This window comes from Bacteroides sp. AM07-18 (assembly GCF_003602695.1).
GTDB lineage: Bacteria > Bacteroidota > Bacteroidia > Bacteroidales > Bacteroidaceae > Bacteroides > Bacteroides uniformis.
This window is the reverse complement of record NZ_QTLM01000010.1, coordinates 20,372-46,816: the sequence shown is the minus strand read 5'-3', so window position 1 is coordinate 46,816 and position 26,445 is coordinate 20,372. Positions and strand designations below refer to the sequence as shown.

At 44.8% G+C, this 26,445-nt stretch carries 19 protein-coding genes; 12 read left to right on the top strand and 7 right to left on the bottom strand.

What is annotated here, in order from left to right; all coding sequences use genetic code 11:
• Position 1 precedes the first annotated feature (1 nt).
• Entirely contained in the window at positions 2-823 is an 822-nt protein-coding gene (locus DW096_RS12760; RefSeq protein WP_005832910.1) for an alpha/beta hydrolase, read from the bottom strand.
• 196 nt (positions 824-1,019) lie between these two features.
• Between DW096_RS12760 and rpsA the strand changes: the two genes are divergently transcribed.
• The 6 genes from rpsA to DW096_RS12730 all read left to right on the top strand — a co-directional run bounded on the left by rpsA (position 1,020) and on the right by DW096_RS12730 (position 6,256).
• A complete protein-coding gene (gene rpsA / locus DW096_RS12755; RefSeq protein ID WP_005831997.1) occupies positions 1,020-2,816 on the top strand; it encodes a 30S ribosomal protein S1 in 1,797 nt (598 codons plus the stop codon).
• A gap of 175 nt (positions 2,817-2,991) precedes the next feature.
• A complete protein-coding gene (locus tag DW096_RS12750) occupies positions 2,992-3,786 on the top strand; it encodes a hypothetical protein (RefSeq protein WP_057097779.1) in 795 nt (264 codons plus the stop codon).
• Positions 3,787-3,820: 34 nt separating this feature from the next.
• Positions 3,821-4,735, top strand: a complete 915-nt coding sequence (locus tag DW096_RS12745; RefSeq protein WP_005832904.1) for a ribonuclease Z — start codon at positions 3,821-3,823, stop codon at positions 4,733-4,735.
• A gap of 54 nt (positions 4,736-4,789) precedes the next feature.
• On the top strand, positions 4,790-5,344 hold the full coding sequence (locus DW096_RS12740; protein ID WP_117962719.1) for an RNA polymerase sigma factor: 555 nt from the start codon (positions 4,790-4,792) through the stop codon (positions 5,342-5,344).
• Between the two features lie 47 nt (positions 5,345-5,391).
• On the top strand, positions 5,392-5,757 hold the full coding sequence (locus DW096_RS12735; RefSeq protein WP_005832902.1) for a hypothetical protein: 366 nt from the start codon (positions 5,392-5,394) through the stop codon (positions 5,755-5,757).
• A gap of 25 nt (positions 5,758-5,782) precedes the next feature.
• Positions 5,783-6,256, top strand: coding sequence for a hypothetical protein (locus DW096_RS12730; protein ID WP_035449335.1), 474 nt, complete (start codon positions 5,783-5,785; stop codon positions 6,254-6,256).
• A gap of 86 nt (positions 6,257-6,342) precedes the next feature.
• On the opposite strand, the gene mazG is transcribed toward DW096_RS12730, so the two are convergent.
• Positions 6,343-7,167 (bottom strand): nucleoside triphosphate pyrophosphohydrolase, encoded by an 825-nt coding sequence (gene mazG, locus DW096_RS12725; RefSeq protein WP_117962747.1) that lies wholly within the window; start codon positions 7,165-7,167, stop codon positions 6,343-6,345.
• 8 nt (positions 7,168-7,175) lie between these two features.
• Complete coding sequence (locus DW096_RS12720) at positions 7,176-8,222, bottom strand: DUF3810 domain-containing protein (RefSeq protein ID WP_117588457.1); 1,047 nt, start codon at positions 8,220-8,222, stop codon at positions 7,176-7,178.
• A 101-nt stretch (positions 8,223-8,323) separates the two neighbouring features.
• Here DW096_RS12720 and DW096_RS12715 point away from each other — a divergent pair, with 101 nt between their 5' ends.
• On the top strand, positions 8,324-10,957 hold the full coding sequence (locus DW096_RS12715) for a valine--tRNA ligase (protein ID WP_117865915.1): 2,634 nt from the start codon (positions 8,324-8,326) through the stop codon (positions 10,955-10,957).
• A 77-nt stretch (positions 10,958-11,034) separates the two neighbouring features.
• On the opposite strand, the gene DW096_RS12710 is transcribed toward DW096_RS12715, so the two are convergent.
• From DW096_RS12710 to DW096_RS12695, 4 genes are all read right to left on the bottom strand, one after another.
• Complete coding sequence (locus DW096_RS12710) at positions 11,035-13,449, bottom strand: glycoside hydrolase family 9 protein (RefSeq protein WP_120028709.1); 2,415 nt, start codon at positions 13,447-13,449, stop codon at positions 11,035-11,037.
• A gap of 5 nt (positions 13,450-13,454) precedes the next feature.
• Entirely contained in the window at positions 13,455-14,384 is a 930-nt protein-coding gene (locus DW096_RS12705) for a ThuA domain-containing protein (protein WP_120028708.1), read from the bottom strand.
• On the bottom strand, positions 14,381-14,875 hold the full coding sequence (locus tag DW096_RS12700; protein ID WP_005831978.1) for a hypothetical protein: 495 nt from the start codon (positions 14,873-14,875) through the stop codon (positions 14,381-14,383). Before DW096_RS12700 ends, DW096_RS12705 begins: the two co-directional genes overlap by 4 nt.
• Positions 14,876-15,229: 354 nt before the next feature.
• Positions 15,230-15,808 carry an RNA polymerase sigma-70 factor gene (locus DW096_RS12695; protein ID WP_117962750.1) on the bottom strand — a complete coding sequence of 193 codons (579 nt, stop codon included), beginning with the start codon at positions 15,806-15,808 and terminating at the stop codon, positions 15,230-15,232.
• Between the two features lie 137 nt (positions 15,809-15,945).
• Between DW096_RS12695 and DW096_RS12690 the strand changes: the two genes are divergently transcribed.
• The 5 genes from DW096_RS12690 to DW096_RS12670 all read left to right on the top strand — a co-directional run bounded on the left by DW096_RS12690 (position 15,946) and on the right by DW096_RS12670 (position 26,428).
• Complete coding sequence (locus DW096_RS12690) at positions 15,946-16,959, top strand: FecR family protein (RefSeq protein WP_005831976.1); 1,014 nt, start codon at positions 15,946-15,948, stop codon at positions 16,957-16,959.
• A gap of 235 nt (positions 16,960-17,194) precedes the next feature.
• On the top strand, positions 17,195-20,596 hold the full coding sequence (locus DW096_RS12685) for a TonB-dependent receptor (RefSeq protein ID WP_118930900.1): 3,402 nt from the start codon (positions 17,195-17,197) through the stop codon (positions 20,594-20,596).
• A 12-nt stretch (positions 20,597-20,608) separates the two neighbouring features.
• Positions 20,609-22,600, top strand: coding sequence for a RagB/SusD family nutrient uptake outer membrane protein (locus DW096_RS12680; RefSeq protein ID WP_005831973.1), 1,992 nt, complete (start codon positions 20,609-20,611; stop codon positions 22,598-22,600).
• 25 nt (positions 22,601-22,625) lie between these two features.
• Positions 22,626-23,342, top strand: a complete 717-nt coding sequence (locus DW096_RS12675) for a DUF3823 domain-containing protein (RefSeq protein ID WP_005831972.1) — start codon at positions 22,626-22,628, stop codon at positions 23,340-23,342.
• Between the two features lie 71 nt (positions 23,343-23,413).
• Positions 23,414-26,428 carry a glycosyl hydrolase family 28-related protein gene (locus tag DW096_RS12670; protein WP_120028707.1) on the top strand — a complete coding sequence of 1,005 codons (3,015 nt, stop codon included), beginning with the start codon at positions 23,414-23,416 and terminating at the stop codon, positions 26,426-26,428.
• Positions 26,429-26,445 lie beyond the last annotated feature (17 nt).

Here is a 26,445-nt window from a genome sequence, read left to right as displayed (position 1 = left end):
GTTACTTCTTGCCTGCCTTCTTCATATAGCTGTTTATCAAGGTACATGCGGGAGCGGCCACCGTACCGTGGTCAAATCCCTCCATCTGATAGAGGGTGGTTTTTTGTCCCAATGCTTTGAGGAGGGCATATAAATGGGCGTTTTCCTCATAGCGTGCCAGCATCTCCAACTCTTTGTCGCCAGTGATAAGTATCATGGGTGAAGCGTCTTTTCTTACGTTATTGGAAGGAGCATATTTATCTATAATCGGAGTGTCGGAAGGCAGTCCGCGTTCTTTGCGGATGGTATAATGAGTGGTGGTCTGTCCGCTGATGGGGAAAGCGCCTGCCAGGCTGTTGGCATCAATATTCCACTTTGCCAGGTAACTCTTGTCCAGATTGAGCATCAGACAGAGATAACCACCGGCTGAATGACCGGCTATGTATATTTTGTCTTTATCTCCTCCGAATTCTTCTATATTCTCGAAAGTCCAAGCAACGGCCTCTGCGGCATCTTCCGTGTAGGCAGGATTTTGGGCACGCGGGCTGAGTCGGTAGTTTACGGCTATCACGGCGTAGCCTTGCTCCAGGAACTCCTTCGGAAAATGTTTTTCTCCGGCTTCCAGTCCTCCGCCGTGGAACCAGATAAGGGTGGCAAATCCTTTTTTATCAGTAGGATAATGGAGGTCGAGCTTGCAACGCTCCAGCTTATAACTGTCTTTTTCGCCGGGATGAAGATAGGAAATGTTCTTTTGCGTACGGTAGTTGTTGTCCGTTGTCTGATTTTGGCTATAACATAATAATGTATAGCAAATGATGGAAATGCATGCGATTATCTTTTTCATGATAAATTATTGAGATTATGTATAAATGAAACGATGCAAAGGTAACATTTTTTTTATTCTTTAATTGATTATTCCACTGCTGTTTTGAATGCTTTTTGTTTTGTAGTTCAAGAAAATACTTCTATCTTTGCGCCCGATTTACAATGAGTCAACATAAAGTCTCACTTAATTAACGAGTTAAACAATTTATTTATTAATGGAAAATTTAAAGAATGTAGCTCCTATTGAAGACTTCAACTGGGATGCTTATGAGAACGGCGAATCAGTAGCCAGTGCAAGCCACGAAGAACTGGAAAAGGCGTATGACAATACGTTGAACAAGGTTAACGACCGCGAGGTAGTTGATGGAACCGTAATCGCAATGAACAAGCGTGAAGTAGTTGTGAACATCGGTTACAAATCAGACGGTATCATTCCGATGAGTGAATTCCGTTACAATCCTGAGCTGAAGGTTGGTGATACTGTTGAGGTATACATCGAAAATCAGGAAGACAAGAAAGGACAGCTCGTTCTGTCTCACCGTAAAGCTCGTGCTACCCGTTCTTGGGATCGCGTAAACGCAGCTTTGGAAAACGAAGAAATTATCAAGGGTTACATCAAGTGCCGCACAAAGGGTGGTATGATTGTAGACGTATTCGGCATCGAAGCTTTCTTGCCGGGTTCTCAAATCGACGTGAAGCCTATCCGCGACTACGATGTATTCGTTGGCAAAACTATGGAATTCAAGGTTGTTAAGATCAACCAGGAATTCAAGAATGTGGTTGTTTCCCACAAGGCTCTTATCGAAGCCGAACTGGAACAACAGAAGAAGGAAATCATCGGTAAACTCGAAAAAGGACAAGTTCTCGAAGGTACCGTTAAGAATATCACTTCCTATGGTGTATTTATCGACTTGGGTGGCGTAGATGGTTTGATTCACATTACAGACCTTTCTTGGGGCCGTGTTAGCGATCCGAAAGAAGTGGTTGAACTCGACCAGAAACTCAACGTCGTTATCCTTGACTTCGATGATGAGAAGAAGCGTATCGCTCTCGGCTTGAAGCAACTCACTCCGCATCCTTGGGATGCACTGGATGCTAACCTGAAGGTTGGCGACCACGTGAAGGGTAAAGTTGTAGTTATGGCTGACTACGGTGCATTCATCGAAATCGCTCCGGGTGTTGAAGGTCTGATTCACGTATCTGAAATGTCTTGGTCACAACACTTGCGTTCTGCACAAGACTTCATGAAGGTAGGTGACGAAGTTGAGGCAGTAGTCCTGACTTTGGACCGCGAAGAGCGTAAGATGTCTTTGGGTATCAAGCAGCTGAAGTCTGATCCTTGGGAAACTATCGAAGAGAAGTATCCTATCGGCAGCAAGCACACTGCAAAAGTTCGCAACTTCACTAACTTCGGCGTATTCGTTGAAATCGAAGAAGGTGTTGACGGCTTGATTCACATCTCTGACCTGTCTTGGACGAAGAAGGTTAAACATCCGTCTGAATTCACTCAGATTGGTGCAGACATCGACGTACAAGTTCTGGAAATCGACAAGGAAAACCGTCGCTTGAGCCTTGGCCACAAGCAACTCGAAGAAAATCCCTGGGATGTATTCGAAACTGTATTTACAGTAGGTTCTGTACACGAAGGTACTATCATCGAAATGCTGGATAAGGGTGCTGTAGTTGCTCTGCCTTATGGTGTAGAAGGCTTCGCTACTCCGAAGCACCTCGTTAAGGAAGACGGATCACAAGCTCAGTTGGACGAGAAGCTTGAATTCAAGGTAATTGAGTTCAACAAGGACGCTAAGCGTATCATCCTTTCTCACAGCCGTATCTTCGAAGATGCTGCAAAGGCAGAAGAAAGAGCTGAAAAGAAGGCTGCTACTAAGAAGTCAACCGGTAAGAGAGAAGACGTTGCTCCTGCTATCCAAAACCAGGCTGCATCTACTACTCTGGGTGACATTGATGCTTTGGCTGCCTTGAAGGAACAGATGGAAGCTGGAAAGAAATAATTACTCCGTTCTATAAATGAAGGAAGGGTACTTGCGCAAACAAGTGCCCTTCTTTTTTATGATTTGTCAATAGAATTTTATGGAATTAAGGATGGTTTTTCCATAAATGTTTATCTTTGCAGGGTGGTTACTTTTGCAATCATAGAAATATTCAATAATTTAATTTTCATTTATTATGAAAAACATGTTCAAAAATGCAGGGAAGATGGTGTTGTTCACTTGCCTGTCGCTGATGTTACTAACCGCATGCGGCCAGAAGTCTAAACTCAAGCTGGCTATCGCAGCAGCCAACAAACAATGTCCCATGGATATGGGAGCTTCCGGCGAAATATCCAGTATTACTTTTGATGGGTCGGATGTGGTATATGTACTGCTTATGAATGAAAGTTTCCTCAATATAGACGCTTTGAAAGAGAATCCTGATGCAATGAAGTCTGCTGTGACTGTTATGTTCGGTAATCCACAAGGGTCTATTAAAGAGATGCTGGATTTGGTTGTCGGTACTGATTCCGGTATAAAGTTCATATATAAAGGAAAGACATCCGGTAACGAAGTGGAATGTTATCTGACTACTCAGGACTTGAAAGATATATTGAATGGTGGTGGTGCATCTGCCGACAGCAGTGACGAGAAGAAACTGGAAGAGCAAGTGAAGATGACCAACGTATCGTGCCCGATGCAGGTGGATGAAGCCACTATGCTCAATAAACTGACAATCGAGTCGGATAAGGTGCTTTATCATTATACGATTGACGAATCTGTAGTACAGATGTCTGCTTTGAAGGAAAATGCCGAACAGATGAAGGCAAATGTGAAGAACTCTTTGAACTCCTCCGATCCAGCCTTGCGCATGTTCTTGGAAGTATGTGTGAAGTGTGATAAAGGGGTGGGCTATCTGTATAAAGGGAATAAATCCGGAGAAACTTTTGAAATATCTTTTGGAGTTTCAGAGATAAAGGCTCTTCTATAAATCAAGGAGTAGAAATCAGTTCGGAAGGTTTGGAATGGAAAAATTTGAGTTACATATTCTTGGTTGTGGTTCCGCTTTACCCACAACGCGTCATTTCCCTACGTCTCAAATTGTGAACGTGCGCGACAAGTTGTTTATGATTGATTGTGGGGAAGGGGCGCAGTTGCAGTTCCGTAAATCACATCTGAAGTTTTCACGTTTGAATCATATTTTTATCTCTCACTTGCATGGAGACCATTGTTTTGGCTTATTAGGACTGATTTCTACACTTAACCTTTTAGGACGTACAGCAGAGTTGCATATCCATTCTCCCAAAGGGCTGGAAACATTACTGACACCTATGCTGGATTTTTTTAATAGGCAGATGACGTACAAGGTCCTTTTCCATGAGTTTGATACGAAAGAACCGATGCTGATTTATGAAGACCGTTCGTTGACGGTTACTACCATTCCTTTGCGTCATCGTATGCCGTGTTGTGGTTTTTTGTTTGCAGAAAAGCGGCGTCCTAACCATATTATCCGTGAAATGGTCGATTTCTACCAAGTGCCGGTATACGAATTGAATCGTATAAAGAATGGGGCCGATTACGTGACACCGGAGGGAAAAACTGTTTCCAACAACTTGTTGACCCGTCCTTCTGCTCCGTCCCGCAGTTATGCTTATTGCTCGGATACCATCTATCTTCCTTCTATCGTGGAGCAGATAAAAGGGGTTGATTTACTTTTTCATGAGGCGACATTTGCGAATGAGGATGCGCCACGTGCCAAAGAAACATTTCATACAACTGCTGCACAAGCGGCTGAAATAGCCAGGAAGGCTGAAGTGAAGAAGTTGTTGATAGGACATTTTTCGGCACGATACGAAGATGAAAATATCTTGCTTCAAGAAGCATCCGCTATTTTTCCGGATACTCAGCTTGCCAAAGAAACACTTTGTGTATCGGTATGAATTAAACTTTTCGTATCTTTGGCAGTCTAAAACAACAAATGCGAATAGAAATTTATGACCCCTTCCTATAATGAACGCGAAGTGTTGGCTCTTCTACAAGAAGAAAGCACACAAAAGCGGGGATTTGAGATGATTGTTACCCAATATAGCGAGCAGCTGTATTGGCAGATTCGTCGTATGGTCCTCTCTCATGAAGATGCCAATGATTTACTTCAGAATACTTTCATTAAAGCATGGATTAATATAGATTATTTCAGGGCAGAGGCTAAACTCTCTACCTGGCTCTATCGCATAGCCTTGAATGAATGCCTCACTTTTCTGAACAAACAACGGGCTGCTTCCACAGTCTCTTTGGATGACCCCGAGGCAGATGCACTTCAAAAGCTTGAAAGTGATCCTTACTTCTCCGGTGATAAAGCAGAGATGGCTTTGCAAAAAGCCTTGCTTGCCTTGCCGGAAAAACAACGTATGGTGTTTAACCTGAAGTATTACCAGGAAATGAAATACGAAGAGATGTCCGATATATTTGGTACTTCCGTAGGTGCCTTGAAGGCTTCCTATCACCATGCCTTGAAGAAAATAGAAAAGTTTTTGGGTGAGGAGTATTAAACCTTTGCCACAAAACAATGTCTAATTAAACAGAAAGGAGAAAGCTTATGAAAGAAGAAGATAAAATACTGAAAAAGATAGGGACGGAAAATCCTTTCCGCGTTCCTGACGGCTACTTTGAGAATCTTACTTCAGAGGTAATGAACCGGCTTCCCGAAAAAGAGAAACTCATTGCTGTGCAGACAGAGCCTACAATGTGGCAGAAGGTAAGGCCTTGGTTGTATATGACCGCCATGTTTATAGGTGCGGCATTGATTATCCGTGTAGCTTCTTCGGAGCATACTCCATCTGTAGAGCGTATGGCTGCTGATGATACGGAAACAGAAATGGAATATATTAATATGGCTGTAGAGAATTCCATGCTGGATGATTATTCATTGTATGTTTATTTGGCAGACTCTGATGCAGAATAAGGTAACAACACTCAATTATTTAAAAATGAAGAAACTAATTGTTTTATTGGTTATGATATGTGGCATTATGCCTCTGCTTTGGGCTAGCGATGGATGTGACCAGCATCTGTCACCTGAAGAGTTTCGTGCCAAACAAAAAGCGTTTATAACGGAGAAAGCCGGACTGACGAGTGAGGAGGCAGCCAAGTTCTTCCCATTGTATTTTGAATTGCAGGACCGGAAAAAGCAGCTAAATGACGAGGCTTGGAAGTTGCTTCGACAAGGGAAAGATGAAAAAACAACCGAAGCCCAGTATGAGGAAATTATGGAAGGTGTATATGATGCCCGTATCGCTTCTGACCGGTTGGACAAGACCTACTTTGATAAGTTCAAGAAAATATTGCCTTGTAAAAAGATTTATCTGGTGCAAAGGGCTGAAATGCGTTTCCACCGTGAATTACTGAAAGGCATGCATAAAAAGGGGGATGCTTCTCCACGAAAAACACAAGGAAAAAGATGAATAGTGAATGAATACAAATAAGGAAGGTTGCCACAATGATGTGAGCAACCTTCTTTTGTTAATGATAGATACCTCGCTTTAGCCAGCTAAACCTGACCTTTAGAAGAATCATCTTGTTTGCTTTCTTTTTCCAATGCTTTCGCTTCATTCCATAGCTTATCCATTTCTTCCAGCGTCATGTCATGGAGATTTTTGCCCTCCTTGATGCTGTGCGCTTCTACATAGTTGAAGCGGTTGATGAACTTCTGGTTGGTCTGTTCCAGCGCATTGTCCGGATTGATTTTGTAGAGGCGGGCAGCGTTGATGAGGCTGAACATGACATCGCCGAATTCAGCTTCAGCTTTTTCCTTATCCATGTGGTCGACTTCTGTCTGGAACTCCCGGATTTCTTCTTTTACCTTATCCCACACCTGTTCGCGTTCTTCCCAGTCGAATCCTACATTGCGTGCCTTGTCCTGGATGCGGTAGGCCTTGATGAGCGAGGGTAGGGCAGCGGGTACACCGCTCAGCACTGTTTTGTTCCCATCTTTTTCCTTCAATTTTAGCTGTTCCCAGTTTTCAGAAACCTGGCCTGCGGTTTCGGCCTTTACATCGCCGAAGACATGGGGATGGCGGAAAATAAGTTTCTCACAAAGACGGTCGCATACGTCTTTCATATCGAAATCACCGGTTTCGGAGCCTATCTTTGCATAAAAAGCCACATGCAGCAGCACATCGCCCAGCTCTTTGCAGATGTCATTCTTGTCATCGCGTATCAGGGCGTCACAAAGTTCATAAGTCTCTTCGATGGTATTGGGGCGCAGGCTTTCGTTGGTCTGCTTGCGGTCCCAGGGACATTTCTCGCGCAGCTCGTCGAGTATGTCGAGGAAGCGGCCGAAGGCTTCCATCTGTTCTTTTCTTGTATGCATGATTTTGAAATTTAGTTTTTCCATTCTTCGTATGAGATAAGCAAGCCTATTACTTCCGAATAGTTCTTGCGTCCGCTTTGAATCTTGTTTCCTTTAAGGTACAAGTCGTAGATAAAGTTCTGGATGTCTCCGATGAGCGGACTGTATTTCTCCATCCAGTATTGCTGGTTCTTTTGGGCCAGTTCTATGATTTCAGGACGTATCCGGTTGAAAAGTTCTGCGTATTCTTCTTCGCTCATCAGTCGGCGGGCATTGCCCAGCACATGTGGGAGTACGGAGAAATACCCACTGAAACGAATCTCTTTCACCTGCGAACGGGTGCAGACCTGGTAAGCGTAGAAGTTGGCTTCTGCCTCGCTGGTGATGCCTAAAAAGTGTGCCAGCTCGTGGGCATAAGTAGCAGGATATTGTGGTGGAAGCAAATCGCCGTTCAGCGTGAATTCGCAGAAGAAAGGTCCCATGCTTCCCGTAACACCGACCATGGAAATGAACGGAGTGAAAAGCATGGTCTTCACGCGCGGAGAGGAGTGGGGAGGGCGATGTATCCCCAGCGTATCGCTGATTTGGTTGTATCCGTGTACGCTTTCCCGGCAGACCAATGGTTCGTCAATGGAGGTGACATCTGTATAGGAAGCATTCAGCTTGTCTATATAGTTGTCTACAAATGACTGAAAGATTTCGGGAGTATAGGCAGTATAAGGAATGTTTGTCCTGCCATAGAAATCTTTCTGTGAGTAGTTCAGTCCCCATGCCAGATAGAACCATGCATATATCCACAGCAAGTATTCCATTTCGTTCAGCAGAATCTGTTTCCACTTCTTCTTCTGGATATAGCGTGCCCTGATGGGATTGAAGAGGAGCCCGATGATGCTGAGGAAAATGAACAAGTCGCCTACGGCAAAAGGTATGAGTTTTGAAAAGGAGGACAGGATATGGGAAATTACCGGATATACGGACTGTGCATACACTTCTCCCAAGCTTGGAATGAGCTGCGTTGCCCATACGACAGACAGTAATACAATTAATATGATATATCGGATTTTTAGCTTCCCCCTCATTTTATATACTGTTTTGTAGGGACAAAAATATATATTTAAATTTTAATTCATTAATTTTGCGCCCGTTATTCGCAATAAATTAATTATAGAGATTTAAAAACATGGAATTAGCAAGTAAGTACAATCCCGCTGACGTGGAGGGAAAGTGGTACCAGTATTGGTTGGACCACAAATTATTCAGTTCGAAACCCGATGGTCGTGAGCCTTACACCGTCGTCATTCCGCCTCCAAACGTCACCGGTGTGTTGCACATGGGACACATGCTTAATAATACCATACAAGATATTCTGGTACGCCGTGCCCGCATGGAAGGCAAGAATGCCTGCTGGGTGCCGGGAACCGACCATGCTTCCATTGCTACCGAGGCCAAGGTGGTGAACAAGCTTGCCGCACAAGGCATCAAGAAGACAGACCTTACCCGCGACGAGTTTTTGAAGCACGCCTGGGAATGGACCGATGAACACGGTGGCATCATCTTGAAGCAGCTCCGCAAGCTGGGCGCTTCCTGCGATTGGGACCGTACGGCTTTCACTATGGACGAGAAACGCAGTGAAAGCGTGCTCAAGGTCTTTGTCGACTTGTATAACAAAGGTCTGATTTACCGCGGTGTCCGTATGGTGAACTGGGACCCGAAAGCACTGACCGCCCTTAGTGATGAGGAAGTAATCTATAAGGAAGAGCACAGCAAGCTGTACTATCTGAAGTATATGGTAGAAGGTGACCCCGAAGGACGTTATGCAGTGGTTGCTACCACCCGCCCTGAAACCATCATGGGAGATACAGCCATGTGCATCAATCCGAATGACCCCAAGAATACCTGGTTGAAGGGTAAGAAGGTGATTGTTCCGTTGGTAGGACGTGTTATTCCGGTTATCGAGGACGATTACGTAGATATAGAGTTCGGTACCGGTTGTCTGAAGGTAACTCCTGCCCACGATGTGAACGACTACATGCTGGGTGAGAAGTACAATCTGCCGAGCATTGACATCTTCAATGATAACGGAACGCTTAGTGAAGCTGCCGGCTTGTATATCGGTATGGACCGTTTCGATGTGCGCGAGCAGATTGAGAAGGACCTGGCTGCTGCCGGTCTGTTGGAGAAAGTGGAAGCCTATACCAACAAGGTAGGTTTCTCCGAACGTACCAACGTGCCCATCGAACCGAAACTTTCCATGCAGTGGTTCTTGAAGATGCAGCACTTTGCCGACATGGCTTTGCCGCCGGTGATGAATGATGAGTTGAAGTTCTATCCTGCCAAATATAAGAATACGTACAAGAACTGGTTGGAAAATATCAAGGACTGGTGTATCAGCCGCCAGTTATGGTGGGGGCATCGCATTCCTGCTTATTTTTTGCCGGAAGGTGGTTATGTAGTGGCTGCCACTCCCGAAGAAGCCTTGGCATTGGCAAAAGAGAAAACGGGTAATGCAGACCTTAAACTGGAAGACCTTCGTCAGGATGAGGACTGCCTGGATACTTGGTTCTCCTCCTGGTTGTGGCCCATCTCTTTGTTTGACGGTATCAACAATCCGGGTAACGAGGAGATAAACTACTATTATCCTACCAGCGACTTGGTGACCGGTCCGGACATTATCTTCTTCTGGGTAGCCCGTATGATTATGGCAGGCTATGAATATGAAGGTAAGATGCCGTTCCAGAATGTTTATTTTACGGGTATTGTCCGTGACAAGCTGGGACGTAAGATGTCCAAGTCGTTGGGTAATTCTCCCGACCCGCTGGATTTGATTGAGAAATACGGTGCCGATGGTGTACGTATGGGCATGATGCTTTCAGCTCCTGCTGGCAATGACATCCTCTTTGACGATGCACTGTGTGAGCAAGGACGTAACTTCAATAATAAGATATGGAACGCTTTCCGTCTGATTAAAGGTTGGGAAGTCAGTGCGGAAGTTCCGGTACCGGAAGCTTCAGAACTGGCAATACGCTGGTTTGAGGCCAAGCAGAATGAAGTGGCTGCCGAAGTGGCTGATTTGTTCAGCAAGTACCGTTTGAGTGAAGCGCTGATGGCTGTTTACAAACTGTTCTGGGACGAATTCTCTTCCTGGTATCTGGAAATGATTAAACCGGCATACGGCCAGCCCATCAACCGGAAAGTGTATGAAGCAACTATCGGTTTCTTTGATAACTTGTTGCATCTGCTCCATCCGTTCATGCCATTTATTACAGAGGAGTTGTGGCAGCATCTTTGCGACCGTACAGACGGTGAGAGCTTGATGGTAAGCCCGTTGTCAATGTCGGCATTGGTAGATGAGGATATCATCCGGGAGTTTGAAGTGGTGAAAGAGGTTATCAGCAATATCCGTTCCATCCGTTTGCAGAAGAACATCGCCCAAAAAGAGGCACTTGAGTTGCAGGTTATCGGTGAGAATCCGGTTGTGGCATTCAACGCGGTTATCATGAAAATGTGTAACCTTTCCTCCATCAATATAGTGGAGAACAAGGCCGACGGTGCTGCTTCCTTCATGGTAGGTACTACGGAATATGCCGTACCTTTGGGTAATATGATTGACGTGGAAGCCGAGATAGCCCGTATGGAGGCCGAACTGAAGCATAAGGAAGGATTCTTGCAGGGTGTGCTGAAGAAACTGGGTAACGAGAAGTTTGTGAATAATGCTCCTGCCGCCGTTCTTGAGATGGAACGCAAGAAGCAGGCAGATGCTGAAAGTATCATCAAATCTCTCAAGGAAAGTATTGCAGCATTGAAAAAGGCATAACTGTCCATCACATAAAACAGAGAAAAAGCTCCGGAACCTTCAACTCCGGAGCTTTTTTTAGCGGTATAATGAACTGTTTATTTGAACAGTTCTGCTACACACCACATCAGGCGTGCGGTGGTGTGTGTCCAGATTTCCTTGTAAGTGCAGTTATTTTGCATCGGGAAGTAGGGTTCGTCCTCATTTTCGAATGTTTCGATTCCTACGGGTACAGCTCCCACCACATCTCCGGCATAGGCTCCGTAAAGTGGCGGGTAGTCATATCCGTCTCCATAAACGGTACTCATGGCAAACGGGTTGTAGCCCAATATATACTCTATCTGGCGGGTTGCAATATCCCTTAACGCTTTATCATTGAATAGGCGTGCAAGGATAAAGGCAGCCTTGGCTTTGCCCATGACAACAGCGTGGAATCCCCTGAACTGGTAGGCAACGGGGAAACGGCGCAGGTAGAAATTCTTTGAGAGAGGGATACCGTTGCGCACTTGCGCATTGTATTCTTCCAGGCTGGGAAGTTCTACCTGCTCACCTTCGTGGTACAGATTTTTATAATCGGTATTATTCACTTCATATACGGCGCTTGGCAGTATGCCGTACGGCTCAATCAGTTGTGAAACCCCGCGTAGATAGTCTGCATAGGCTTCACAAGATGCCTGCCACAACGGGGCGTCCAGATGGGTGGGGGCATCTGTCAGTAGCATCGAGAGTCCTTCGGCCATCAAGTGCTCTTGGCTTTGGTGATAATAGGCCAGAATACGCTTTTTCCGGGAAGATTCATAGAAGAAACCTCGCAGGGGGATTTTCCAGTCGGTACGCTTTTCCAACTGTTGGCCCGCCATGACGGTACGTGCCAGCCGGGTTGCCCAGTCCAGATAGTAAACATCTTGTGTAAGGCGGTACAAACGCATGGCTGTGACGGTGGCAAGGGCATAAAGTTCTGTTTCGTTCTGTTCCGTCCTTTGTGTATCCAGCAGGTCGATGGCGAATTGGAAGTCCTCAATGGCACTGTTCCGGCACCACCGTGCAAACACTGGGTCTTTCTTTTCAAAATGAGGGGCGGCGAGTGCGCAACTGGAAGCGGCTTTCAGATTGTCCGTAGGCGTATTTCGTGCTTCTGTCTGCATGTCGTCTTTGTCACCACGGATATTCTTTGTCCAAATGCCGATAATCAGTCCACCCAGTCGGTAGCCGTCACCGAAGCGGGTACGCAGAATCCAGTTCACTCCCCAGCGTGCCTCTTCCAGCAGGCGTTCGTAGAAGATACTGTCTTTGCCTTGTACGGCACCGGCCATTTCGAGGAGGGCGATGCACGATTCGGCTGTATTTCCCGTTCCTTGAGTCAGGTCGGCTGCATCGTGCCATCCTCCGGCAATGCTCATGCTCCGTCCGTCGGGATGATAGGCGAATACATCCTGATGGCATTCCTGATGAATGCCGGGCTGGTCGAAACCGCAACGTTCGGAAAAGAAGAAGTTCAGCGTGTGCCAGGCGGTAGACAGGTAGGCATCATTTCCGATGGGGAAAGGCTTTGATTGTACATCACCGATGGAGAGGAAGTATTGTCCGGGCGTATTGAAACTGCTGAAGTCCAGTACAAGAAATCCTTTGTCCAGCTTCTTGTCCTGATTCAGAGGACTGGCCGTACCTTGATAAACGGTTTGTCCCGTGGCGGCATCGTGCAGGCTGAAAGCCCTTTCCGGCATGTGCTGCACCAAAGCCTGCTTGCGTGCTCCCGGCTTGTATCCGCTGTGGCAGTAGGCCATTGCATCTTTTCGCAGGTCGAATCCCCGGCTGTTTTCCGCTTCTACCTTTTCGATGCGCATGTCGTCTATGTATAGGCTCATGTGTTCGCTGGCTCCTGCAGGAGCACCTGCCAGCATGATGTTTACCGAAAAGCCGGTGACACAATCACGGTATAGGTCCGGTATTTCCCATATGATGTGCTGCCATTTGTTGGGATAGACAGTCTCGAAGTGTTGTCCTTCAAAGCGTCCGGGAGTCGGCATGATTTTCTCCCCTTCATTGTATAGGGTGAATCCGGCAAAGGTCAGATAAACGCCCGGTGCATCCACATATACCCAAACGGAAAAGCGGTTGTATTCCCGCAAGTCTTCCCGGTCGAGGGGACGGATAATCTCCGGGGTGGCGTAATTCCGGTTTGTTGGATTCTTCTTGCCCAAGGAGGCAGGAGTGTCCAGACGGACACTTCCTTTGCCTGAGACAGTGACTTTACGGTCTACATGTATGGTTCCGGGTCCGGTATGGCGCAGAGCACCGAAATCTTCGGCCAGAGGGAGTACCCTGCTTTTCAATACCTCTTTCTTTTCCCACCGCGTCAGTCCGGCGTGTGCGGGATTAGCTTTCATTATGCGGTGCACATGATTGCTTTGCTGTAATTGTTTCTCCAGTTCCGTATCGGGTTTCCACGGAGCTTGTGCTTGTGCCTGCATGCAGCAGCATGCCAGCAGCAGTGTTCGGATGATGTATTTCATGGTATTCAGTGTTTGGTTTCAGGGTAAGTATGAAAAGGAGCCTTGAACTCCGGACGTAATGTATAAGTATCCTTCAGTGGGAAATCTGTGGGAACTTCTTGGGTGACGGCACCGGTGGCAGCCCATTCGCATCCCCGGAGTAAAGTCACCTGGAAACCGGTGCAGCGCATGGAGTAAGTCATGTTCGGGTCGTTGCCGCAGTGCCCCAGGAGGTCGACGAATATGCGCCCTTTCCCGTAGCTTACTGTCCACATCAACGGTTCATGCCGTCCGCGTTCGTAGGCGGTGGCCAATATTTCCATGTTTCTTACCGGACCGCGTAGGCGGGTATATATCTCGTCCTTGAAGTGTTTCCATTGAGGAGGCAATCCTTGCAGGATAGGATGATGGGGGGCGCGGTGTTCTATGACGGTTTCGTGCTGCAAGCCGTGGTAGCCGGCATACCCCGGAGAGTAGTCGTAGACGTATTGTCCGTCTTTCCAGTACAGATACGGACCGTCCTTTTCGTTTCGTCCGTCCCAGGCTCCCATGCCTATTATCTCGTTGTATTCTTTCCAGTCGGCCATCGGGACGACGGAAGAATGTATCACTACCACACCGCCTCCATCGGCAACGTATTTCTCGAAATTCTTGCGTACGGGCTCTGTCCATGTAGCTCCGCCGTAGTTGATGACGATTAAATCATATTGGTGGAAATCGGGTTTGAAGGTAGCGATGTCTCCACCAAAGTCGGGTGTAAAGGCGAAGTCCACTTTGAACATTCCGCTGTTTTCCAATATCTGCTTCATGGCTTCGCAGGCGCCTTGCCAGTAATGGCTGCCGTCCTGCCCGGCTATCATCATGGTTTTGATTACTTTCTTTTGCTGTGCGTGTGTGTGCGAGGCAGCTCCTATATAAATAAGGAGTACCAGGATAAGTGTCAGTCTTGTTTTCATTTTCCGGAAGATTTAAAGTTTTTGCCAGTAGGGTTCCATTCTATACGGTCGTAGCAGCGTGTGGTGCGCAGATTGTAACCTTGTTCGTCTACGCTGAACTTTCCGTCTTTGAAGTAGGATATGTAGAGCTCGGAGATGCCGTCCTTGTTGCGGTCTTCTACAAGGAGATTGTACTTGTCGGTGACATAAATCTCGTCGGAAATGTATTGTACTTCTTTGGTATAGTTGTCTACGATTGCATAGTAGGCCTTGAAAAGGTCGAAAGTGGGGTAGTGTCCGTTGTCACGTCCGAAAAGCATTACTTCTTCAAGGGCATCGTCCCCGTCCATATTGGCAAATACGGATTGCTGAAAGGAAAATCCCGGTTTTTGTACTTGTGGAGGAATATTGTCCCATCCTTCCTGATGGGCTGTCACTGAAAATTGCGCTTGTGCATGGATGACGTACACCAGCGCCGACAATAGGATAATCAGTTTTCTCATTGCGTGCATTTTGAGGTTATGATAATAATAGGGTTGCTTCTTGCTTATATGACCGGTGGCCCGGAGTTTTCCCTAACTTTTTTTAGAATAATTAATGAATACGGGATGTATAGGGACTTAGTGCCTCTCCCATCAGGACTGAACCAGTCTGACCCGTATACTGAGAGGTCATAACATCCGCATCCTTTCCATTAATACACCCGGATGTTTTGGGGTAATACATCCGGGTGTTTTGGGTGAAAACATCCCCATGTATTGGGGTAAAACATCCGGATGTTTTGACCTCTCAGTTCTATACTCTTTAGGGCTAAGTCCCGGTGTGTAGCCGGCAAGGTATAGGGGACGTTCTGCTTTTGTATGGTCTTAATGCGAGGTGAGCAGGTGCATCAATATCAGTGGCAGATAATCTTTCAGCTTGACCCTTAAAATCTTCAAAGCCTGCTGAATGCGGTAGTCTACCGTTTTTGGGGAAACGTTGAGTAGTTCGGCAGCTTCCTTGTAACTCAGATTCTGGAAACGATGCATGATGAAAGCTTCCCTATAAGTAGGCGGCAGTTCGTTGATGGCCCTTTGTATATGCTTGCTTAATTCGTTGATTTGATAGATATCCACCTCCTGCAGCATGGTGAACATTCGTTCATAGTAAGCGGTGTCTGCCCGTTGCTTCACTTCATTTTGGGCAATCCGGGTCATGCAACGATGGTAGACAGCCTTGAACAGATATTGCTTGAGCGAATATTCGATAATGGGTCTTTCGCGGTTTTCCCAAAGCCATAGCATGACGTCCTGAACAATCTCTTCTGCATCTTCCAGCCGGACAAAACGATAGCAGTAGGTGCAGAGCACAGAATAGTACTTTTGAAATAACACATCAAAAGCACTTCTATCTCCTTTTTGTATGGCGGATAATAAAGATGTATCTTCTAATGGTATGTTTCTCATAGGGTGGGGGTTCATTATTGTTGGGCAAAAATAGCTTTTTTTCCCATTATAATCTAAGTATATAAAATATTTTTAGCTTTTTGTTTAGGAGTTCTTTTCACCCGTTTGTCTTTAGATTAAAGCTAGCAATAAAAATTATGGTAAAAAGAGAGGGAATGGAGAACCTGCTTCTCAGCTATTATGAAGGAGAGACAACGGAGGATGAAACTGCTCTGGTAGAGGAGTGGCTGGAAGCATCGGAAGAGAACCGCAGGACAGCCCGCCAGGTTCAGACACTCGGTCTGGCGGCGGACATGGCGCAGATTTCATCCAGGCTGGATGTAAAGAAGGCCTTGGAGGATGTACATCGTAAGATGAAACAGAAAAAGGTCAATAGGTATCAGGTATTATTTAGAGGGATGCAACGGGCGGCCGCCATTTTATTCATCCCTTTGATGGTATCGTGGTCTATCCTTTATTGGGACAAGGATAAAGAAGAGATACATATGATGGAAGTCAGGACAAATCCGGGAATGACTACTTCTGTCGAATTGCCGGATGGAACGGAAGTCGTTCTGAACTCGTCGTCGTCGTTGCGCTATCCTTCCCGATTTGCCGATGATAAAAGGGAAGTGAAGTTGGTGGGTGAAGCATTCTTTTCTGTCGCAAAAGATGAAAAGATGTTCATTGTCGGCACGCTGAACAATTCCAAGATAGTAGTACATGGAACGGAGTTCAACGTAGAGGCTTACAAAGGGAGCAGGACGGTACAGACCACTTTGGTTTCGGGTAAAGTCAGTTTCTCCTATGTGAATAACGGCAGGAGAAATAATGTAATGATGATACCGGGGCAAAAGGTTATTTATGATATAGTGCGGGAAAAGGTCGTTGTGAAAGAAGTCAATGTAGACGTGGAAACATGTTGGAAGGACGGACGTTTGATTTTCAGGAACACTCCGTTTGAAGATATATTGAAGAGTTTGAGCAAAAGATATAATGTGGAATTCATTCTGAAAAAGGCTTCATTGAAGCAGAATTCCTTTACGGCTACATTTACCAAACAACGTTTGGAGCGAATATTGGAGCACTTCCGAATATCCTCGAATATTCATTTCAAGTTTGTTGAAGATGGTGATGTGGATGCCGAGAGACAGGTAATAGAAGTTTATTAACCCTTTAAAAAGTAGTATGATGAAACACAAGTCCGTTTAGAAAAACATGCAGGAAAATGTTGGCGCATTTTCCTGCATGAAACACAGTAACTTTTAAATATCTGTTTGGCGACAGATAAAGCAACTTTATTTTTTCACTAGAAATCAATACAAAATTATGAAAAAACACTATTGTATCCAATCATTTAGGGCAAAAAGTGTCCTGATGAGATGCATGAAAAAAATTCCTCTTGCTATGAGATGCACATTATTTATGTTGTTTTGTTTGGTTGGTATGACTTTTGCCAATGAAGGTTATGCTCAAAAGACAATGGTAAACATTGCTCTTGAAGACAAGACCGTTGATGAAGTACTGACGGAGCTGGAACAAGGTACCGAATTTGTTTTCTTCTACAACAACAAGCAGATTGACGTTAAGCGCCGTGTATCGGTCCGGGCAAATAACAAAACCATATTCAAGGTTCTGAACGATGTATTCAAAGGAACCAATATAGGCTATAAGGTATTGGACCGTAATATAATCCTTTATGATAAAGCTATAGGAGCTGATGGGCTACAGGCAACCTTGCAGGCTGCGACAGTGAAAGGTTCTGTGGTCGATGCAACCGGTGAACCGGTGATTGGTGCCAGTATCTTGGTGCAGGGAACTACCAACGGTGTCATAACAGACATTGACGGTAATTTCATTCTGACCAATGTGGGCTCTGATGCTACTCTTATAATAAGCTATGTAGGTTATAAGACGCAAAACATAAAGGTTGCAGGCCGAAATTCGTTCAAGATAGTTTTGGTAGAAGATGCTGAGATATTGGATGAAGTGGTTGTTGTAGGATATGGTGTACAGAAGAAAGAATCACTGACCGGTGCCATTGCAGCCATTGGTGCTGATGAAATAGCTACGACCAAGACCGAGAATCTGATTAGCAATATTCAAGGTAAGATGCCGGGGTTATTGATTCGTCAGAAAACCGGAGAGCCGGGAACTTTCGACAATATGGTGAGCATTCGCGGTTATGGTGACCCGTTGGTGGTAATTGATGGTATCACACGTGAAGGTACTGAAGAACTTGCACAGCTGAATTCTGAGGATATAGAAAGTATCTCTATTTTGAAAGATGCTTCTGCCGCTATTTATGGTATGAATGCGGCTAATGGCGTAATCATTGTTACTACCAAAAAAGGTGTAGCCGAAAAGACCCGGGTATCTTACTCAGCATTGTTCGGTATGAAGAATGCCACGGGTATGGAAGAAACGGTAGATGCTTATACTTATCGCATGTTGGCCAATGAAAGGGCACGTAATGACCAGGCTGCCCCTGAATACACTGACGATATTCTGGAACTGTATAGAACCGGGGCTAAGGGTTATACAGACAATAACTGGATTGACATGTTTATGAATAAACTGGCGTTCCAGCAATCGCATACTGTTTCTGTGAGAGGCGGAACGGATAAGGTGAAATATTATGTGAGCTTCGGCTATAATGGCGATAATGGTTTGCTGAAGAGTGGTATCCAATACTATCATAGATATAATCTGAGAAGTAACCTGACTGCAGAGCTTACGAAAGGGCTGAAACTGAATGTGAATCTGTCCGGGCGTTGGGATGAAACCCAAAGGCCGAGAGAGGATTTTATGTGGACTTTTAAGACTTTGATGGTTAATGACCGTGGTATCGGTACTCATACGATTAATAATCCCAATCATTTGTCTGCAATCGGTCCTGAAAACAAGAATCCTTTTGCGTTGGTTGATCCGGATATAGACGGTTATCGCAAGAACAGAGGCCTGACGTATTCTGCCGATGTGGAATTGAATTGGCAAGTTCCTTTTGTAAAAGGGTTGGCATTGAGTCTTTTGGGGTCATTTGACGGTAACAATCGTAACAACTCTTCTTTAAATCGTTCTTATCCGTTGTATGATTATTATACAGATGCGCCTGCCGGTACGGGAGGTAGTACTGATGCTTATTCCAATACGATGAGAATATATCAGAAGATTTATGGTAGGTTGCAGGCTAATTATATGCGTTCTTTCAATCAGCACAATTTGAATGTGACAGCTGTGGCAGAGTTGAGCAGTACACGACGCGATGAATTATCCGGTTCCCGGCAATATTCAGAGTTATTTACTAATGATATTTTGAATCAGGCAAGTCCGGGTACAGCTACCAATTCAGGGTATCGTAGTTTTGGCCGTTTAGCAGCCTATCTGATGCGTGCGAACTATGATTATGCCGGTAAATACTTGTTGGAAGTAGTAGGGCGTTATGATGGTTCTTATCGTTATGCTCCTTCTAAGCGTTGGACGTTCTTCCCGTCGGTAAGTGCCGGATGGCGACTTTCGGAAGAAAGTTTCATCAAGGACAATTTGCCGTTTATTACTAATTTGAAAATCAGGGGTTCTTTTGGGCAAAGTGGATATGATGCCGGTGATCCTTTCCAATATGTATCTGCTTATAATTCAGCTTCTAATGGTTATGTTTTTGATGGTGCCAGCCAGATTATGGGTATGGTAGCTCCTGGTGTAGTGACTGACCGGCTTTCTTGGGTTACATCTTCTATTTCCAATGTAGGTCTGGATTTTGACTTATGGAACGGTAAGTTGAGTGGTACTATCGAGTGGTTCAATCGTAAGAATGAAGGCATTTTGGCCGACCGTGCACAATCTGCTCCTGATACATTTGGTGCAAGTTTCCCGAAGGAAAATCTGAATTCTAACCGGAACCGGGGTTTTGAGATTGAATTGGGACACAGAGGACAAATCGGTAAGGACTTCTCATATTCAGTAAGTGCTAATTTTACGTATGCACGTGAAAGAAGTCTGCATGTGGAACATGCCGAATATACCAGTTCTATGGATAGATGGCTGAATGGAAAGGAAAACCGTAACAGTAATGTGATGTGGTTGTATAAATACGATGGCCAATATACTTCTTTGGAACAGTATGAAACGGCTCCTTTGATTGGTGGGAACTTGGGTAACTCTAAGATGCTTCCGGGTAGTTACAGATTGCTTGACCTGAATGGTGATGGTAGAATTAACAGCAGTGACCGTGTTCCGGAGTTTTGGGCAACCGGTGCAAATCCTCCTATCCAGTATGGGTTGACTTTGGCGGCTTCTTATAAGAATTTTGATCTCAATATGCTGTTTCAAGGAGCTTCCGGTTACTCCATCGGATATGCCAATGATGATGTTTGGGGATATGGTGGCAAGACAAATAAATCTTATTTAATTGCGAAATATGTAGATCGTTGGCATCCTGCAAATATAACAGATGATCCGTATAATCCTGCCACACAATGGGTAGCCGGCTATTATCCGGCATTACGCCACAATTTCTCTAATACTTCGGATAATGGTAGTAGATGGAATTATGGTATTTCCGTTTGGCTTCCGCAAGCTACTTATCTCCGTTTGAAGAGTATGGAGATCGGTTACAATCTGCCAAAATCATTTATGAAAAGAATCGGGTTGAACAGTGCCCGTATCTTTGTCAATGGTTCAAATCTGCTTACGTTCTGTAACAAGGCTTTGAAGGATGCTGACCCCGAACGTGAGGAAAGGGATTGGGGAGCCAACCTGGCATATCCGTTGATGAGAACTTATAACTTTGGGTTAAACATAAACTTTTAATTCTGAAATACCATGAAAAAAAATATTTTATCGATATTCTCATTATGTGCATTGATGGGATTGTCCGGTTGTAATGCCTTCTTGGAACTTGAACCGCTGGATAAAGTGTCTCCCGATCAGTTATTGGAGACAGAAGGTGGTGTAAAGGCACTATTGGCAAACATATATACCATGATTCCTATGGAAGATTTTAATTATCGTCCGAACGCTGGTTTTAATCAACGCGGTTATGATGGTGTGAATGAAACTACTAATTTGGCATTTCTTACCGACGAAGCTACCCGTAGTGACGGAGGAGTGGATATAGGTTACGAAGGATTCAATTATTGGCCCTATGGAGATATTCGTCAGGTGAATATTTTTATGCAGAATGTAGAAAAAGCCAAAGAAGCAGGAACAATTTCTGTTGCAGATGCGGATCGTATGACTGGTGAAGCCCATTTTGCACGTGCTTATATGTATTATGGGCTTGTAAAAAGATATGGCGGCGTTCCTCTGATTGACAAAGTGCAGGACGATGATTATGCCGATGGTGGACCGGGCGCTGTGGCAGTTCCCCGCAGTACAGAGTTGGATACTTGGAAATTTGTATTGAATGAGTGCACCCTTGCTGCTGCTACTTTGCCCGATGCGACTTCTGGTTCGGATTTGTATCGCGTAACCAAGTGGGCAGCTTATGCGTTGAAGTCAAGAGTTGCACTTCATGCAGCTTCTGTAGCCAAGTATTGGAATCTGGCACCTTTGGCTGGTGAAGCTGTCACTCAGAAACTGGTGGGTGGAATGACTTCTGCCGATGCCGATGCATTCTATAAAGAATGTATTGAAGCATCTAAGTCCCTTATAGAGAATTCCGGTAAATCTCTTTATAAGCCTGCTCCGGCTACTGTTAAGGAGGCTGCATCAAACTTCCAGGCCTTGTTCCTGAATGACCAGAATGAAGAGGTCATTTTCAGTAAAGCGTATCTTAATGGAACAACCAATACTAATCAAGGACATAGCTATGCTCAGTTTAATATCCTTCCTCAAGTCAATCCGGGCGCTCTGAAATATGGACGTTTCAATCCGATGTTGGAAATCGTTGATTTGTTTGAAGATTATACGGATGACGGCACGGGAAAAAGTGCAAAGATTGTAACTCGTACGGATGGGAATGAAGATGCTTATATCCCTAATTTCCATAATATGAATAATGCTTCTGTAGTGAACACCTTGATGTCGGTACCTTTTGTTAAATATAACGATTTGTATGAACCGTTTGCCAACAAGGATGCACGTCTGTTGGCAAGTGTGGTTGTGCCGGGTTCATCTTATGCCGGCACTGAGATTATTATCCAGGGCGGATTTATTAAGGACAATAATAGCTATGTGGCTTATTCAAACGAGTCTACTCAGAAAAATGGAACAACATATTATGCTTTAGGAGCCGAAGGTGAAACCATGTTCTCTGGATTTAATAATGTGAACAGTGGTGAGGATGCTAATTGGACTGCTACAGGTTTTGGAGTTCGTAAGTATATGCCCGAGGGCGAGAGCATGTCTCCCGACCGTCTTTCGTCCACTACCTCTTATATTGATATGCGTTTGGCAGAAGTCTACCTGAATTATGCTGAGGCTGTTGTGGAAAATGGTAGTGGATTTGGCGATAAGGAATTGGCTGAGAACTATTTGAATGCTTTGCGACGTAGAGCCGGACATACCGACCGGATATCTTTGACATTAGAGAGTGTTTTGAAGGAACGTCGTGTGGAGATGGCGTTTGAAGGAAAGCGTTTTTGGGATATGAATCGTCGTAGGGAATTCCATACTGAGTTCAGCAATAATAGAATTCGTAAAGCTTTGGTGCCGATGCTTGACTTGCGTGGTGCAGAGCCTAAATATGTCTTTGCAAGGGTGAACTACTTTGGTGACGAAACAAGAGGAGGGCGTACTTTCCAGAACATCAACTACTATAGGGGCATACCTAATATTGCCACGAATGGTTTAGTTCAGAATCCAGGTCATTAATTTGAATAATATTAAGTAGAAAGTTATGAAAAAGATATTGTTATTTGTGTCATGCTTCTTATTCGCATTGACATCTTGTGAAATTGATAATTATGAGGGACCGGATGCTTCCATACATGGTTCTATCCTTGACGAACAGACTGGTGAACTTGTAGGTTCTGATATGGAAAACGGTAATGCAATTAAAGTGAGGGAGCATGGATTTACTAATGCTACGGATCAAACCTGGTATATCACAAATACCGGAGAATACCGTAACAATATGGTTTTTGCTGCCACTTATGATGTCCGTTTTGAAAATGGGAATTTTTATCCATTTGAAGTGAAGGATTTTGTTGTTAAGTCAGGGGATAATGTGTATGATTTCAAGGTTATTCCTTATATTCGCGTTAAAAGTCCAAAAGTAGAAAAGAATGGCAATGTAATTACTGCTACATTCTCGTTGGAAGCTGGTAAACAAGAAGTGAAATTGAAAGAGATTCAGCTGTTTGCTTTTTCAGATATGTGGGTAGGTAACAATGTGAAATTGACGTTGAATGGAGGGACTGATAAGCAAGTGTTTAGTCCGAGTACTGCTATAAATAGCGCTGATATTTATACATTGTCCATCGATCTGGGACAAAATGCTGATGTCTTGAAATACAGCAAGAATTATTATTTCCGTATTGGCGCTCTGGCTGATGTTTCGGGTGTGGGCACTGTACGGCATAATTATGCGCCGGTAGTAGTTATAAAATTGTAATTTATAGCAGAGGGAGACGTTCTGCTTGACGGCAGAACGTCTTTTTTTATCCATACATTAAAAATAAGACCATGAAGAAATTGAACACGATTATTTTAATTTTGCTGGGGATGATATGTACTCAGTTGTATGCTGTACAATTGAATTCGATATATCCTCTAAAACCCAATGACTCCGAAGCTTTTTATTTCACTCCCGAGAACTATCCTATAAAGGCGGATGGAAAGATGGATGTATCGGATGCTTTGCAGGCAGCGATTAATCAAGTGAAGAAAGAAAAGAATTTCGGAATCCTTTTTATCCCTGAAGGTAAATATAAAATTAGCAAGACCATTTATATTCCTACGGCTATTCGTTTGATTGGCTATGGAAAGAATCGCCCGGAATTTATTCTGGCTAAGAATTCTCCGGGTTTTCAGGAGGAAGTAGCTGATGATAAAGGAAAAGCTAAATACATGTTCTGGTTTACGGGAGCCGTTGTCAAGGAAGGTGAGAAACCCCGTGATGCCGGTGCCAGTACGTTCTACAGTGCCATGTCGAATATCAACTTGCGTATAGAAGATGGCAATCCGCATGCAGTGGCGCTACGCACACACTTTGCCCAACACAGTTTTATCAGTTATGTGGCCGTATACATAGGTAAAGGCAAGGCTGGTCTGTTCGATGTGGGCAATGAGTTGGAAAACGTTGCTTTTTACGGGGGAGATTATGGCATTTATACGACAAAAGCTTCTCCCGGATGGCCGGTAATGATGGTCGACTCTTATTTTGAGGGACAGCGTGTAGCTGCTCTTCGTTGCCAGGAGTCCGGTTTGGCAATGGTGAATCTGTATGCCAAGAATGTTCCGGCTGTATTTGATATTGACCCTAATTATTGCGACAAGTTATTTTTGGAAAACAGCTATTTTGAAAATGTAAGTGGTCCGGCAGTGGTGATTACCAACGAGAACAACAGCAACAATCAGATAACCTTCCGCAATGTATATTGTAAGAATGTACCGACCTTGGCGAAATATACCCGTAGCAATACGGCCACCCATGTTGCTCATAAAATCTATAAGGTAAAGTCATACGACCACGGCTTGCAGATGGATAACATGGTGGATATGCCGGAATATGAAACGTTGGTTGATATTGAACCGATACAGAAGATGCCGGTTGCCCAACTGATGGACATCCCTGCACTGCCTGCAATGACAACATGGGTAAATCTGCGCGAATTCGGTGCAAAGGGAGATGGGGAAACGGATGATACGAAGGTCATCCAGGAGGCTATTGACAAGTACGATAATATCTATGTGCCCCAGGGCTGGTATCGCATTACCGAAACTTTGAAGATGAAGCCCGATACCAAGTTGATAGGCCTGCATCCTTTTGGCACTCAGTTCCGGCTAGATGAAAGTACTGCTGCATTCAGTGGTTTTGGCGGTCCGAAAGCGATGGTGGAATCTTCGGAAGGCGGTGCAAATATGCTGATGGGCATTGGTATCAATACCGGCGGTTATAACTATCGTGCTGTAGGTGTGAAGTGGATGGCAAATGCAGATTCTTATATGAATGACGTGAAGTTTGTAGGCGGGCATGGCGGTTTATGGAAACCTAAACCGGGTGTTGAGGAACCACGTGGCCGGTGGAACAGACCGGCTCGTATCAGTTCTCCCGATAATCCGGTAGCGGCTTCGGGCATGGATCTTGCTTGGGACAACCAGTATTGGAGTCTGTGGGTGACCAACAACGGTGGTGGCACCTTTAAAGATATCTGGACAGCAAGCACATATGCCACCAATGGTTTCTATGCCAACAATACTTCTACTCCGGGGCGTATCTATGCCATGTCCATCGAGCATCATGTAAGAAATGAAGTACGTTTCAGCAAGGTGTCCAACTGGAAGGTGTATTGCATGCAAACCGAGGAAGAGAGCCGCGAAAGTACCGATTGCCAACCGATAGAGATGGACGACTGCAAAGATGTGACCTTTGCAAACTTGTATATGTTCCGCGTTATCCGTGTCAATGAACCGTATCACAGTTCTGTACGTATCCGCAATTGCGAGAACATCGCATTTCTGAACCTGCATAACTATTCTCAGATTAAATATACGAATAACATTGCAGTGTTCGATGTCAACAAAGACATTGACATCCGCCCGTGGGAACTTTCTCGCTTGATTGTAACCGGAAAAGAACCTCATCAGCAATCGTTAGGCAATGAAATAGGTAAGGTGAACCAATTGGCTTCCGATTTGGAATTTGCCGAAGGCATTGCGCGCGACAGTAAAGGTAACATTTACTTCTGCGACCATCGGATGCGTCGTATCTTTAAGTGGTCGGTAGAGACAAACAGCTTGTCGCTGCTGGCAGATTTCCCGTGGAAACCCTCCAACCTGGCTTTTGATTCAGAAGATAATCTATTGGTATTGTTCAGATATGATGCGCAGCCGGGATATCTGATTAATGGTAAGCCGGAGGAAATGCCGGTAATGCCTGATACAAAAGGTACTTCTTTCAGCGGATATGGTAATTCCGCATATACAATGAGAGTCTACTCCATTGACCCGGAAAATCCGGAAGAGACCATCAAACTGTTGCCGCGTGTTCCGATGGGTCAAGTGAAGAACGTGTATAAGGCTCTTTATCCTTCTAACCGTTGGAGAGACTTCCACGATTTCAATGCGGTGTCGGTCTATGTTCCTGAAATGTGCTTCCTGGCACCGGATGGAAAAACCATCATTCCTCATTATTTCGACTTGTCACGTAGTTCTTCCCTGCTGGAAGCCTATCCGGGAAAGCCTTTCTATACCTCTGATGAATATGACCGCAGAATGGTGAAGATGGATGTGGCCAATGACGGCACGCTCTCCAACTTGAGCTATTTTGTGGAGCAGGGCGAATTTGGTTCAGCGGTAGATAAGGAAGGAAACCTCTATATAGCGGATGGGGAAATTTATATTTTTGATAAGGATGGCAAGAAGAAAGGGATGATTCGTGTTCCCGAACGTCCGTCCACATTACAGTTTGGCGGTAAGGATGGCAATACATTGTTTGTCACAGGCCGTTCCAAGTTCTTTGGTGTACGTATTAAATAAGGAAAATCCATATTAAA

What these genes read in the sequence shown, in the direction of transcription:
- DW096_RS12760 (WP_005832910.1), bottom strand. Translation starts at nt 823, where the DNA reads ATGAAAAAGATAATCGCATGCATTTCCATCATTTGCTATACATTATTA.
- rpsA (WP_005831997.1), top strand. Translation starts at nt 1,020, where the DNA reads ATGGAAAATTTAAAGAATGTAGCTCCTATTGAAGACTTCAACTGGGAT.
- DW096_RS12750 (WP_057097779.1), top strand. Translation starts at nt 2,992, where the DNA reads ATGAAAAACATGTTCAAAAATGCAGGGAAGATGGTGTTGTTCACTTGC.
- DW096_RS12745 (WP_005832904.1), top strand. Translation starts at nt 3,821, where the DNA reads ATGGAAAAATTTGAGTTACATATTCTTGGTTGTGGTTCCGCTTTACCC.
- DW096_RS12740 (WP_117962719.1), top strand. Translation starts at nt 4,790, where the DNA reads ATGACCCCTTCCTATAATGAACGCGAAGTGTTGGCTCTTCTACAAGAA.
- DW096_RS12735 (WP_005832902.1), top strand. Translation starts at nt 5,392, where the DNA reads ATGAAAGAAGAAGATAAAATACTGAAAAAGATAGGGACGGAAAATCCT.
- DW096_RS12730 (WP_035449335.1), top strand. Translation starts at nt 5,783, where the DNA reads ATGAAGAAACTAATTGTTTTATTGGTTATGATATGTGGCATTATGCCT.
- DW096_RS12720 (WP_117588457.1), bottom strand. Translation starts at nt 8,222, where the DNA reads ATGAGGGGGAAGCTAAAAATCCGATATATCATATTAATTGTATTACTG.
- DW096_RS12715 (WP_117865915.1), top strand. Translation starts at nt 8,324, where the DNA reads ATGGAATTAGCAAGTAAGTACAATCCCGCTGACGTGGAGGGAAAGTGG.
- DW096_RS12710 (WP_120028709.1), bottom strand. Translation starts at nt 13,449, where the DNA reads ATGAAATACATCATCCGAACACTGCTGCTGGCATGCTGCTGCATGCAG.
- DW096_RS12705 (WP_120028708.1), bottom strand. Translation starts at nt 14,384, where the DNA reads ATGAAAACAAGACTGACACTTATCCTGGTACTCCTTATTTATATAGGA.
- DW096_RS12700 (WP_005831978.1), bottom strand. Translation starts at nt 14,875, where the DNA reads ATGCACGCAATGAGAAAACTGATTATCCTATTGTCGGCGCTGGTGTAC.
- DW096_RS12695 (WP_117962750.1), bottom strand. Translation starts at nt 15,808, where the DNA reads ATGAGAAACATACCATTAGAAGATACATCTTTATTATCCGCCATACAA.
- DW096_RS12690 (WP_005831976.1), top strand. Translation starts at nt 15,946, where the DNA reads ATGGTAAAAAGAGAGGGAATGGAGAACCTGCTTCTCAGCTATTATGAA.
- DW096_RS12685 (WP_118930900.1), top strand. Translation starts at nt 17,195, where the DNA reads ATGAGATGCACATTATTTATGTTGTTTTGTTTGGTTGGTATGACTTTT.
- DW096_RS12680 (WP_005831973.1), top strand. Translation starts at nt 20,609, where the DNA reads ATGAAAAAAAATATTTTATCGATATTCTCATTATGTGCATTGATGGGA.
- DW096_RS12675 (WP_005831972.1), top strand. Translation starts at nt 22,626, where the DNA reads ATGAAAAAGATATTGTTATTTGTGTCATGCTTCTTATTCGCATTGACA.
- DW096_RS12670 (WP_120028707.1), top strand. Translation starts at nt 23,414, where the DNA reads ATGAAGAAATTGAACACGATTATTTTAATTTTGCTGGGGATGATATGT.